Here is a 13,621-nt window from a genome sequence, read left to right as displayed (position 1 = left end):
ATTAATTTTAATTTAAGCTCGTTACTGAGGAATATTCAGTGGAAACAAATAAGTTATCTCAAGCTTGCAGTTATATAGATAAGGTGGCTGATTACATACCCATCGTCAGTACAATAACTAACCTATTTGATATTTTCCAAAAACAGGTCATTTTACGCTCTCAACCAAAAGAAAATATAAATAAAAACTCTTATTATCGACATCTTAGTCAGAAAAGCTTTAAACGGTGTATCATCTTGCTAATTCCTATTATAGGAAATATAGTTGTAGGCATTTGGGACTTTACCCATCAAAAATGCTACCCTAACTTTCCGCCGTCGGCGCATCCTACATCTCCGCAGCGTAGCTTCCCTTCCAGTAATACAGCGGCTATGCTTACCGCTGTCCAGCAAAACAGCTGGATCCTTGAGCCTGCGGAGCTTAAGCTAAAAAGCAAGGAAAATAAGGAAGCTGTTGCCGTTCAGAAGGAACCACAGCATTCGGAGGAGTGGCTATCAGAACTAGAATTAAATAAGGAGAAGAGATGTCTGCTTGCTGTCGTTAGACGAGATGGCTTGAAACTTCAGTACGCAAGTGAAGGTCTAAAAAAAGATAAAAAAGTGGTGCTTGCTGCCGTTCAGCAAAATGGTAAGGCACTTGCATACGCCAACCAGGCATTAAAAGAAGATGAAGATGTCGTGCTTGCTGCTGTTCAGCAAAATGGCACGTCCTTTGAGTATGCGCATGAGAAACTTAAAAATGAGAGAAGTTTTGTGCTTGCTGCCGTTAAGCAAGATGGCCGGGCACTTCAGTACGCCAGCCAAGAATTAAAAGAAGATAGAGAAGTAGTATTTGCTGCCGTTAAGCAGAATGGCTCGGCACTTCAGTACGCCAGCCAGGAATTAAAAAAAGATAAAGAAGTGGTGCTTGCTGCTGTTGAGCAAAATGGCTGGCTACTTCGGGAGGCAAGCCAGGAGTTAAAAAAAGATAAAGAAGTGGTGCTTGCTGCCGTTAAGCGAGATGGCTGGGCACTTCAGTACGCCAGCCAGGAATTAAAAAAAGATAAAGAAGTGGTGCTTGCTGCCGTTAAGCAACATGGCTTGGCACTTCAATACGCCAGCCAAGAATTAAAAGAAGATAGAGAAGTGGTACTTGCTGCCGTCCAGCAAAATGGCTTTGCATCTTATTATGCCAGCCAAAAATTAAAAGAAAATAGAGAAGTGGTGCTTGCTGCCGTCCAGCAAAATGGCTCGACCTTTGAGTATGCGCCTGAAGAGCTTAAAAATGAGAGAAGTTTTGTACTTATTGCCGTTCAACAAAAAGGTTGGGCACTTAAGTTTGCAAGCCAGAAGTTAAAAGAAGATAAAGAAGTGGTGCTTGCTGCTATTAAGCAAGATGGCTCGGTACTTGAGTACGCAAGCCAGGATTTAAAAAAAGATAATGAAGTAGTCCTTGCTGCCGTTAAGCAAGATGGCTTGGCACTTAAGTTTGCAAGCCAGAAGTTAAAAGAAGATAAAGAAGTGGTGCTTGCTGCTATTAAGCAAAATGGCTGCGCACTTCAGTACGCCAGCCAGGGTCTACAGAAGGATAAAGAGGTAGTACTTGCTGCTGTTAAGCAAAATGGCTGTGCACTTCAGTACGCCAGCCAGGGTCTACAGAAGGATAAAGAGGTAGTACTTGCTGCTGTTAAGCAAAATGGCCTGGCACTTCGGCATGCAGGCAAGAAATTAAAAAAAGATAGAGAAATTGTGCTTGCTGCTGTGCAGCAAGAGGGCCGATCACTTGGGTATGTAAGCAAAGAAGATAAAGAAGTGGTGCTTGCTGCCCTCAAGCAAGATGGCTGGGTACTTAAGTACGCAAGCCAGGTATTAAAAAGAGATAAAGAATTTGTACTTGCTGCTGTTAAGCAAAATGGCTGGGCACTTGAGTACGTCAGCCAGGCATTAAAAGAAAATAAAGAAGTAGTGCTTGCTGCCGTTGAGCAAAATGGCTGGGCACTTGAGTACGCCAGCCAGGAGCTAAAGGAAGATAAAGAAATGGTGCTTGCTGCCATTAAGCAAGATGGCAGGGTATTGCAGTGGATGCTGGAAGCACTTAAGAATGATAAAGAGATTGTGCTTGCTGCAGTTAAGCAAAATGGCTATGCACTTCAGCACGCCAGCCAGGAGTTAAAAGAAGATAAAGAAGTGGTGCTTGCTGCCGTTAAGCAAAATGGCTGTGCACTTCAGTACACCAGCCTGGCATTAAAGAATGATAAAGAAGTGGTGCTTGCTGCCGTTAAGCAAAATGGCTTAGCCTTTTATTACGCAAGCCAGATGCTAAACAAAGATAAAGAAGTGGTGCTTGCTGCCGTTAAGCAAAATGATAGGGCACTTCAGTTCGCCAGCCAGGAGTTAAAAGAAGATGAAGAAGTAGTGCTTGCTGCTGCCCAGCGAGATGTCTGAGTACTTGTGTACGCAAGCCAAGCACTAAAAGAAGATAAAGAATTTGTACTCACCGCCGCTTAGCAAGATGGCAGGCTATTGTAGTGGATGGGTAAGCACTTGGATAAGGAGATTATACTTGCTGCTGTTAAGGGCCTTGTTGCGTAAATGATCTAATAGTTGGTTTGTTTAAGGCTTATCAAGCTAGTACCCATTGCCCTTGGGGCATTCTCAGTTCTGTCAACTTATTCATCGCCAGAGATTTAGCATATAATTCTGCTCGCTGGTAGTCTAGCTTCCTAGGGCGAAAATCTCGGGATGCTTTCGCTCATTTGAAGGAGGGGCCTTTTTTTTGTCGCATACGCAGCTATATCTCAACAGCAAGAAAACAAGGCTGGAGCATTTTAGAAGCATTAGTCCATGCAATTTGAGGATCACCCTGCTTGCAGCCTCTTCCCTCTCCATAAACCACTTCTAGCAAATTTATAGTTCTCAAGGCTTCGCTTACCTATCAAATGATGACCTGAATAGTTACAAATTATGTCAAGCTGTATTAAACAGTAAAATTATTCTTTTCTTTAATTCCTTTTTTGCTGTACAACTAAAACTTAAACATAAAAAGTATTTTTTAAAGCAAGTTTTTCTTGAGGAAAATATAGATGCAACCTGCTGATCTTATGCGCAAAGAGGATTTTCCTTCTATTAAACCCTCTATCCCCTCTCCTTCTTCAGGAAGCCCACCCATTACTTCAATCTCTTTTCCCACCCCTAGCGTAGAATTACAGAGTCTACATCCCTTATCCGAACAATTGATAACGCCTTTTATTACAAACAGCTTGCACTTGAATCGTACAGGCATGGGTATAATTGGAGAAGTGAATGAAGTGGCTACTAGCGTATTAGGAGAAGTAAGAACAAACCCCCACCAACTTCTTAGCTTACAACAAATGGCAGTAGATAGCATAGGATGTAATCTACATCTATCTCAACTAATGGGCAATCGTCATTATGAAACAGCTATGCAGGGCAGAGATTTGCTTGCCGCCCATAGCGGGCTTGCGCATGAAATGAGAAAAAATGAAAATGATTTAAAGCATCAGATTGAAACCCATAAATTACAAGTAAAAGAAAAAGAGATAGAAGTTCAAGAAAAGGAGATAGCTTTAAGAAGAAAAAAAATTGAACTTATGCAGTTGCAGATGCAGGATTTAAAAAATAGTCGCTTTATCTCCTTAAAAGCTCCTCTTGAAGGATTTACTGGGCGGCTAGATTTAATGGAAAAACTTGAAAATGCTCTATTGCCTCTAGCGGAGAGAGAAATGCATGCTCCTAGCGTATGGCGAGCAATCTGTAGTTTTACAGGGATGGGAAAGAGTGAGCTAGCCTGCTACTTTGCTAATAAGCATCAGCAGCACTATTCTCTTATTTGGTGGATAGATAGTGAAAGGGGTGAGGGGCGTGCCCTTGCCTATCGAAAGCTAGCTACTACTCTAAAGATTGATATAGATGAGAAAGCTACCACGCAGGAGATCGAAGAAAACCTTTTCTTTTGGTTAGAAAACCATCCTTTTGAAAAGCCTTGGCTGCTAATTTTTGATAACGTGGAAGAAAAAATAAAGCTTCCGCAGCGCGGCGGCTTTATTTTAATAACGTCTCAAAAAAAAGACATAGGCCTTCTCTTAAAGGATGTTTGGAAGTTACGCCCTTCACTCAACAAGAAGCTATAGAATTTTTAAAAGGGCAGCTACCTGAACAAGAAGAAAGACAGCTGCAACTTTTAATTGATCAGCTGCATAGCTATCCTTTAGCTTTAGGCATAGCTGCAGCGTATATGGTAGAAGATGAAATGAGCTTACAAGACTTTCTGCAAGAATTAAATCAAGAAGACTTCATCCAACAAGAAGGTTCTGAACGCTATCCTTTCTCTATGAAGAAAGTATGGCGTTTGGCTTTTCGAAAGCTAAATACTCACCATCCTTTTGCTTTGAAATGGCTGCAGGTTTGCAGCTACTTAAGCCCTGAAGGCATTCCCCTAGATTGGATGCGGGCATGGCTCCAGGAGAAATCCGAGCTAAGTGTAGGGCAAGTGCTTGAAGCTACTCGCACTTTGCTTAAAGTTTTAAAAAGCTATACCTTGGTGCGCTACGATTCTCGCTCTAAGCATCTTAGCGTGCACCGTCTATTACAAGAGGCCCTGCGTTTCTTACCTAAATTGCAAAAGAAAGTGACACAACAAAAGGAAGAAGGGATTCAAGAAAGCTTTGCTCAACAAACCTATAAATTTCTGTTGGAAAGAAAGCAATATCATTAGACGATCCAGCAGCAAGGGGGTCAATCATTGCTTGGCTTCCCCACGCGGAATCTCTGCTAAAAGAGCATGATCAAGAGTTATTAAATAAAGAAGAACAGGGGCAGCTTTGGCAAGCGGTAGCAGAAGCTAAAGATATAATGTTAGATTATCAAGGAGCTTTAGTAGCTTACGAAAATGCTGTAAACTGCTTTCAAGCAAAATATGGAGATCAGCCTCATTCAAGATTAGCTCAATCTTTAAATAATTTAGGAGTGGCACTGCGAAACTTAGGAAATTGGGAGCTAGCCAAGCAAAATTATGAGAAAGCTTTAAAAATGCTTGTGGATCTTTATGGTGATCAGCCTGATCCGCAGATAGCAGCTTGTTTAAACAACTTAGGAGACATATTACTATATTTAGGAGATCTGAAGCATGCCAAGGAGAACTTAAGGCGTGCATTAGAAATGAATTATAGGCTTTATGAGAGCGATCCTCATCCTTATATAGCTGCTTCTTTAAACAATTTAGGAAAAATATCACGAGAATTGGGAGATTTAGAAGAAGCTATGCAATATTATGAAGACGCTCTAAAAATGAAAGATAGGCTTTATAGGAGTCAATCCCACCCCTCTACAGCAAGCACCTTAAGCAATTTAGGGGTAGTACTATGCAAACTAGGGCAGCTACAGGCTGCTAAGGAACGCTTGGAGAGCGCTTTAAAAATGTACGATGCCTTTTATGGAATTCAACTTCCCCCGGCTGTAGCTGATTGCTTATACAATCTAGGAATGATACTAAAATTACAAGGACAGAGGAAAGAAAACGAGCAAAATTATCCAGAAGCTAAGCAATGCTATCAAGAAGCTAAGAAGTGTTATAAAAAAGCTTTAAACTTATATGATACTTTTTATGAAGGTCAACCTCATCCCATGATAGCTACTTTTTTAAACAGTCTAGGCGCTTTATCTCGCGTCAGGAATAAGTTTAATAAAGCCAAGCAATATTATGTAAAGACTTTAGAAATGCAGAAAGCTTTACATTTTAATCGACCTCATCTAGAGGTAGCAGCTTCTTTAAATAACCTAGGAGGAGTACTCTACAAACTGGGGCAGCTGAAGGAGGCTAAACAATACTATAAAGATGCTGTAGAAATGCTTTGTACTCTTTATGGAAATCAGCCCCACCCTAATCTAGTAGAGGTCTTTAACAATTTATTAATTGTATCAAAAGACCCTGGGCAAGTCTAGTGTTGGCAGCCAGAGAACACTTTGAAGAACTTTTAAAGATTTAAAAAGGTGCTTGATAAAAATAGACCTGAGCGAGTGATAATAAATTCTTTACCTAGCTTAGAAGTAATGTGGCATGTATAGCTCAAAAGACGGAAGTAGTCATTGGGGATAGGATTATTTAAATTCTTGATGCTAAGCTGTTAATGTAAATCATAAAGTCCATAAATAGAGAAAATAGCTATTGGCAAGAATTTTTTATTTTGCAGATACCCTCCGACCTACCTATAAAGCTGAGCCTACCCCCGTGACCGCTTACCAAAAGGCGAAAACCAAGGGATGCTAAGAGGAAAGTATATACAGCAATAAAAATAATTGTTGTATTTAAAAATATTAATTAATACTACTCATTAAAGAAAATCATTTTGTCTTATGTAGCTAATTTACGCTTTTTAACATTAAATAATACTTGCTTTTAAAGGAGAAATATTATGCAACCTACCAATAATGAACAATCGGGCACAACTAATAGTTCGACATCATCTAGCTCAGGACCTCAACAATCAGTCAGCAGCTGGAATGCTCGTACCTGGAGCTCCTCGTCTTCTTTTCAGCCTCGTTCTTTCCAACCCACCAGCTTTCGTCCTACCTCTTATGCGCCTCCCTCTAACTCCCTTAGCCCCGTGGTTTATGGGCAACCGAATTCTCAAATTACATCGCCTGCTTTAGACTCTTCGCGCCTTACTCCTGTATTTCAAGAAGCAGCCATTCAGGCTCCTTCTAGAGGTAGTCAAAAATTAGTTACACAATCCTTAAAAAAAGGAGCACTAAGTATTAAAGAAGATAGAGAAATGCTAGAAAAGATAAAAATTGTTTTATCTGAACAAACAACCCAAACAATAGCCTTACGCAGACAAATAGATGAAAGTGTAAATTCATTTTACGATGAATCGATGAAGATGAATAAGCTTTGTAGTTCTTTAGCTTTTGAAATCGCAAAAGCGTTGAAGGATGCCACAATAGCAAGCATAAGAACAGGTGAAGCACTACAAATGGATTATGATGAACGTAATCGATCTGTAGAATTTACAATACATTTGGCTACTCAAGTAGGACAGCGCTACTACGAGACCGCTAAGCAATTTATGGATCTACAAAGAATCAATACGGATGGTCGATTCAAAGATTACCAAGAGTGCATCAATTTAGTTTTCTATGCTAGAAAGCAAGAACTTGACTTACTTAAGTCACGCTTAGAAGTTTTAGCTCACCATGAAAACCATGAATTGCAAATTATGACAGCTTTGCATAATCAAAAGCTTAAAGAAGAATCTCAACTTTTTGATCAGCTAATGCAAGGGGCTAATTTCGTTTCCGAGCAAAATGAAAAAGAAATAAAATTTTCCCTAGAAGAAAGAAAATTAGCTCAATCCCATGAGGTCGATTTAGTAAAATTAAGCTTAGAGAAAGAGCGGGTAGAGCTAGAAGGTAAAAAAGCAGAAAATGAAAAAGAAATAGAAGAACTTAAAGAAAAAAACAAGATGGAAGTAGAGAAGTATCTTGCTGAAAAACATGTAGAAATAGAGGGCAAACGTATTGATGCCGATACAAGATGCCGATTAACCGAGACAGCAGCTACAGCGACCACTAATACACTCAACGCCATAGCTAGTATAGCTAAGCCAAAGTGTCTTTTAATGTAAAATTTTCTATAAAAAGAAAGATGCTATTTAAAGCTTCTTTCTGTGTAAAAAAATCTTATACCTTAAAAACTTGTTAAAATCAAATAATGAGAGAGATTAAATGCAATTATTTAATCTCTCTTCTTCCTAAGGAGAATGTGCTATGCAACCTAGTAATTCTGTAGATAAAAAAACCTCTTTTTCTACTAACCCTTTTAGTCCATCTTCTTCTTCAGGAAGCTCACCTGTTAATTCAGTCGCTTTCCCGATCATTAGCTTAGAATCACAAAGTCTACATCCCTTATCTGAGCAATTGATAGCCCCTTTTATCCGAGACAGCCTGAACTTGAATCGTGCAGGTATGGATATAATTGAAGAAGTAAATGAAGTAGCGACTAGCGTAATAGGAAGCCATCCCAGGCTTCCTAGCTTACAACAAGTAACAGTAGATAGCGTAGGGTGGAATGTGCATCTATCTCAACAAATAGGTAATCGCAATTATGAAACAGCTATGCAAGGCAGAGATTTGATTGACGCTCATGCCAAGCTTGCTCAAAAAATTAGAAAAGGCGAAAACGACTTAAGGCATCACATTGAAACTCAAAAATTGCAAGAAAAAAGGACAGCCGCAGAGGTTGAGCAGGCAGAGATTGAATTAGAAATAAAAAAAATTGAATTAGCGCAGTTGCAAAGAAATATTTTAAAAACTAGGTGCTTAGTCTCTTTAAAAACTCCCTTGGAAGGATTTGCTGGGCGGCTAGATTTAATGCAAAAGCTTGAAAATGCTTTGTTGCCTGTAGCAGGAAGAGAAATGCATGCACCTAGCGTATGGCGAGTACTATATGGGCTTGCAGGGATGGGAAAGAGTGAGCTAGCCTGCTACTTTGCTAACAAGCATCAGCAATACTATTCTCTTATTTGGTGGGTAGATAGCGAAACAGCTGAAAGCCGTGCGCATGCCTATCGACAGCTAGCTACTGCGCTAAAGATAGATATAGATGAAAAAGCTACCACTGAAGAGATTGAAAAAAATCTTTTCCTCTGTTTAGAAAGCCATCCTTTTGAAAAGCCTTGGCTCCTAATTTTTGATAATGTGGAAGAAAAGATTACCTTCCCTCAGCGGGGAGGCTTTATTTTAATGACCGCTAAAAGAAAAGATGTAGCTCCTTCCATTAAAGGATGTCTAGAAGTTTTGCCTTTCACTCAGAAAGAGGCCCTACAATTTTTGCAAAACCAGATAGCCGAACAGAAAGAAGAGCAACTGCAACCTCTAATAGATCAGCTGAGAGGCTACCCTTTAGCTTTAGGTAAAGCCGCGGCTTACCTGGTAGAAGAGGAAATGAGCTTACAAGACTACCTGCAAGAATTAAATCAAGAAGATCTTATTCAGCAAGACGGAACTGAACGTTATCCTTTCTCTATAGAGAAAGTATGGTTTTTGACTTTTCAAAAGCTAAACAATCAGCATCCTTTCGCTTTGAAATGGTTGCAGCTGTTCAGTTATCTAAGCCCTGAAGGTATTCCGCTAGATTGGCTGCAAGCATGGCTTCAAAAGGAAGCCAAGCTAAGTGAAGGGCAAGAACGCCAAGCTGCCCAAGCTTTGCTTAAAGTTTTAAGAAATTACGCTTTAGTACGTTATGATGCTACTTCTAAGCAACTTAGTCTGCACCGTTTATTGCAAGAAGTCCTTCATTCTATGATTATCCTTAGGGAAAAAACAAACCAAGATGTTCTCCAACAGGCTATACAAAAAGAAATCAGCTCTAATGATCAAGACCTTAAAGAAGTTTTTGATTTTATTTTAGAAAGAAGTGAGCTTATAGATAAGGAAAAACCTGAAACATGGAAACTAGGAATTAGATGGCTTCCACATGCGGAGCATTTATTAAACAATTTTATAGAACATGGATTTACCCAAGAGGAATTAGGCAAGTTAAAGCATGCTATTGGAAGAGCGAAGCAAGTGGCCCTCGACTTTTCAGGAGCTTTGGATGCCTATCAAAGTGCTTTGGTATATTTCAGAAATGTCTACGGGTATTCTCATCATCCAAACTTAGCAAATTTATTAAATGACTTAGGAGTTATGCGAAAAGATTTGGGAGAATTTAAATTAGCAGAACAGCATCATGAAGAAGCTTTAAAAATTCAACGTAGTCTATACGGAAATTCATCGGAAAGAGTAGCCATTACCTTAAATCACTTAGGGAGGGCTTTAAGATTTCTTCATAAGCCAGAAAAAGCTAAGCAACATTATGAGGAAGCTTTAGATATTTATCGTAGCATATATGATGGGCAATCTTGCCCCCCGTTAGCTAGATTGCTCAATAGCATAGGAGTCGTGTTATGGGATATAGATAAAATAAAGGAGTCTAAAAATTATTATAAGCAGTCCTTAGCCATGAATCGTATCTTACATGGAGCTCAGCCTCATCCTGATACAGCAGATTCCTTAAATAATTTGGGAATTAGCTTCTCTCGCCTGCAACAACATGAAAAAGCTAGAAAGGCTTATCAAGAAGCTTTAGAGATAAAATATGCTTTATATGGGACGGAGCCCCATCCTTCTGTGTCTGATTCTTTGCATAACTTAGGATATGCATTGAAAAGGCTTGATCAGTTGAAAGAAGCCAAGCAAAATTATAAAAAAGCTTTAAAAATACTGCGTATAATTTATCAGGATCGGCCTCATCCTTCTGTCGCTACTTTATTAACTAAGTTAGGTATCCTATATTCTGACTTAAAAAAATTTAGCAAAGCAGAGCAAAATTTAAATGTAGCTTTAAGAATGCAGCGTAGCATTGATGGAAACCTGCCTAGCCCTTCTCAAGCCTTTACTTTACACATGTTAGGCACTATATTGGGAGAACAAAAAAAATTTACACAAGCTCTTCCTTATTTTGAGAAAGCAGTAGAAATGCGGCGTGCTATATATAACGCTCCTCATCCTATGCTCGCTCACTCTTTAAATATGTTGGGTTTGGTACTCATTGAGCTTAAAGAATATAGCTCCGCGAAAAATTCTTTGGAAGAAGCTTTAGCTTTGTGTAAATGCCTACCTGCAAGCATAGAGCAAAGTTATGCTCAAAAAACTTCAGATGATTTAGTATCTCGTCTTCATATTAGAGTTACAAATGAAGAGATTATTAGGAATAGTGAAAAAAAACACGGTTTCACTCAAGAGAAAAAATGTTTAGTCATGTAAATTTTCTGGTTGGTAGTAAGCGGTCACGAGGGTTATCAATTACTTTGTGATAAATAAAATAATTTCTAGATTTTATATTTACTTAATCATATATTGAGTAGTACGCAACCTTCGTACGAACAACTATTTAAAGAGAATACAGAGCTAAGGGCTGAGATTATACAGCTAAGGACTGAAAATGCCCAACTTCGAGCTGAAAATTGGCAGTTAAAAGGCGTGATACATAGGTTAGAAAAGATAATAGACTTCTTTCGAAAGGGTGTAAACAAAAGTGTTGGCAATCTTTTTAAGCAGCAGCTTTGTAGGAATTCCAGCAAGCTTCCCAATGACCATTTAATCTACCTATTCTTAAGCTTAGCATCGCATTAGCATTTTCTGTCCTCCACCAAGCTCCCGCTATTTTCAGCCTCTTTTGTACCACATGCCTTAAGGCTACTTTCTATCTCACCTGATTCGACCGGTAAGCCTTCATCTAAAGCGCTTTTATAATTCATCATATCCAGTTTTTTTCATATACCTATAGCATCTTATTAAGCCATTCTCCTGTTCAAGGTGCTCTAGCGCGTTAAACTTAGTACTATAGTGGTAAATATAGACATAGTTTTCTTTGCTTTTGATAATGGTAGTACCATGCACTCGCTTAAGGCTTACGACGCCAATTAGGCCATTCTAGCCAATAGCTCCAACATTGCTTAATAGAGGAGTGTGCATATATCACTAGACGCCTAGCTTCTTGCAAGGTATATTTAATTAGTACTACCTCGTTAAGCGTGCCTTAAGAATAGAGCTTAAGTCTTTTGCGTCTATACTTATTTAAGAGATTCTCTCTCTCCTAACGTGTAGAAGCTATAGGTCAATGTTATGTTTGGTAAGGAGTTCTTTTAACTTGGGAACCAAATTGCGTTTACGATGGTGTTCCTCAAGAAGCTGCCGGATATTTTTAGTCCATTGAGCGATAGATTGTGCTTGTATAGCAGCAAGATAAGCTTTATCCAACCACTCTGCTGCTCGGTCATAATAAGATGCCCCTTGCTGAATGGCCTCTGTGGCAAGTTTTTGACAGTTTTTTAAAGCCCATTCAGGCCGCTGAGTTAAAGCTTCCTCAATAAGAAACTCCGGCATAGTTCTAAATTTTTCTGCGATCTTAATAGCTTCATCAATCATTTTCTCATATAAAAGAATTTTAATTGACTCCTCATAATGGTAGGGCCTGTCAATTTGAACAAATTTTAAAATGCCTGGTTTGATGATATCCCATTGGCTTTGCGCCCCCTTTTGTAAAGCTTTATAGTCTTCCAAAGAAGAGGCCATAGTAAGCAAATCTACTCCAGCTTTTATACCTATCTGGATTTGACCTACTTCAAAAGCTAGATCTCTTGTCCACCTTAATAAATCTCTTGCTAGCCAACCTTCTTCATGGGATCTTTTATAGCAAAGAGCTGTTTTTAAAGCCAATTGGAGCTCTTTACATCCATAAAATTGTTGAGAGAGCTTTAAAAGTGTATCAGGGGCTCGAATATGGCTACTAATGAAGTTTTCTGCTTCAACATATCTTTTAAGCTCAATGAGTAATTTCGCATATTCTTCGTCCATGCGCGCTAGATGAGCTAAAAGTAGACAGGTATCAAGCTTTTTTCGTCGTTTTAAAACACGAAAAGCAACCTCCGCAATTTTTTTGCTGACCTCTTCATCTAGCTCATTAGCAAAATCTGCTTGATTAGTAAGAGCTGCTTTCAGTAGGGGATAGTCCCATCCAGCCTTCATCAATTCAGGAGCAGCATCAAAAGCGCCATCCGATTCTTCGTTCCAATCATAAAAAATTTCAATCCAAACTGCTTTTTCTTGCGAAGAAAAATGACTGATAAGAATGACTTCTATCCAAAGCGACGCTAAAGCATCTAAAAGTTCCTCGTAAAGGTCATCTCCGCCAAAGTCGGTAAAGGTTTCTTTTCTTTCTATTAACGGCTTAGTGATCGCCTTTAGAATAGCAAAAGCATTAACTCCATCTTCAGCTTCTAAGAAAGGAATAACTTGTCTCATTAGTTCTTCAATTCTTAAAGCTATCTCACTTAAACCCTCTCCTTCATCGTCCCAAAAATCATAATCCTGATAAAGGATATCTTCCATTTCACTAACAATGACTTGAGTATCCAGAAGAAATGTTGGTTCTCCGGTTGCTACAGGGCGGATAAGGAAAATTTGAATGTCTTTCACCAGATAAGGATGCTGCTCGATCAACCTTAACAATAAAGATCTAAGCATGCTCAGATCTAAGGTTCTTAGTTTCTCTTCTAAAGGCGGGCCGAAAGATTCAATACCTTGACGAACAATTTTAAGTAAGACAGCTACAAGATGTTTGCAAGGATAAAAATCAGAAGGGCAGGAGCAGTAGCCTTTTTGCCACTCTTGATTTTTTAGAGAAACTTTTACTTGGTAAGGCTCGGGTAAGCTACCTTGAACTGTAGCATATAAAGTATCCGCGACTATTGTTAAAAAAGTAACTTTTTCAATGTAATTTTCACCCTTAAGGAAGGTGTTTGGAAAACACCATTCTTTAATCATAGCTTCATTAAAATAAAAAGGATTTTTTATCATAATTTTTGACTGTGTTATCAAAATCTCAATCAAATTAAGTGCATATTTTACTGTTTTAAAGCCTTTTATTCCAAGTGCTATCAGTCCAAGCAAAAATAATGGATGAGTATCTTCTTTAACCCACATTCCTCACCTGAAATTTAAGCTACTGATTGCTAAGTGATTATAAAAATTGATTCTTAAATTTAAATTTTACAACCTTTTCATATTCAGAAGCTTATAAA

Annotated in this window: 7 protein-coding genes and 1 pseudogene; 6 read left to right on the top strand and 2 right to left on the bottom strand. The window is 38.8% G+C overall.

Translation table 11 applies throughout. The features are described 5' to 3' along the window. Window positions 1-38: 38 nt before the first annotated feature. The 6 genes from TY21_RS08150 (at window position 39) to TY21_RS08125 (ending at window position 10,802) form a co-directional block, all read left to right on the top strand. A complete protein-coding gene (locus tag TY21_RS08150) occupies window positions 39-2,423 on the top strand; it encodes a DUF4116 domain-containing protein (protein WP_052354524.1) in 2,385 nt (794 codons plus the stop codon). A gap of 638 nt (window positions 2,424-3,061) precedes the next feature. Then, on the top strand, window positions 3,062-4,129 hold the full coding sequence (locus tag TY21_RS08145) for a hypothetical protein (protein ID WP_042241184.1): 1,068 nt from the start codon (window positions 3,062-3,064) through the stop codon (window positions 4,127-4,129). Then, window positions 4,093-4,713: a hypothetical protein gene (locus tag TY21_RS08140; RefSeq protein ID WP_042241187.1), complete on the top strand. Its 621-nt coding sequence runs from the start codon at window positions 4,093-4,095 to the stop codon at window positions 4,711-4,713. The genes TY21_RS08145 and TY21_RS08140 overlap by 37 nt, the downstream gene beginning before the upstream one ends. A gap of 137 nt (window positions 4,714-4,850) precedes the next feature. Beyond that, window positions 4,851-5,939: a tetratricopeptide repeat protein gene (locus TY21_RS08135; protein WP_042241189.1), complete on the top strand. Its 1,089-nt coding sequence runs from the start codon at window positions 4,851-4,853 to the stop codon at window positions 5,937-5,939. Window positions 5,940-6,409: 470 nt separating this feature from the next. Continuing rightward, window positions 6,410-7,621: a hypothetical protein gene (locus TY21_RS08130; RefSeq protein ID WP_042241192.1), complete on the top strand. Its 1,212-nt coding sequence runs from the start codon at window positions 6,410-6,412 to the stop codon at window positions 7,619-7,621. 142 nt (window positions 7,622-7,763) lie between these two features. Further along, complete coding sequence (locus tag TY21_RS08125) at window positions 7,764-10,802, top strand: tetratricopeptide repeat protein (RefSeq protein ID WP_042241195.1); 3,039 nt, start codon at window positions 7,764-7,766, stop codon at window positions 10,800-10,802. 286 nt (window positions 10,803-11,088) lie between these two features. Here the strand turns inward: TY21_RS08125 and TY21_RS11515 are convergent. Together TY21_RS11515 and TY21_RS08120 are read right to left on the bottom strand one after the other, a co-directional pair. Then, window positions 11,089-11,293 (bottom strand): annotated as a pseudogene (locus TY21_RS11515) (ISKra4 family transposase); the annotation flags it as partial. 355 nt (window positions 11,294-11,648) lie between these two features. Next, a complete protein-coding gene (locus TY21_RS08120; RefSeq protein ID WP_042241197.1) occupies window positions 11,649-13,523 on the bottom strand; it encodes an SWIM zinc finger domain-containing protein in 1,875 nt (624 codons plus the stop codon). Between the last annotated feature and the right edge of the window lie 98 nt (window positions 13,524-13,621).

Origin of the sequence: Neochlamydia sp. S13, assembly GCF_000648235.2 — a bacterium.
Classification (GTDB): Bacteria; Chlamydiota; Chlamydiia; order Chlamydiales; family Parachlamydiaceae; genus Neochlamydia.
This window is presented reverse-complemented; position numbering and strand designations above follow the sequence as displayed.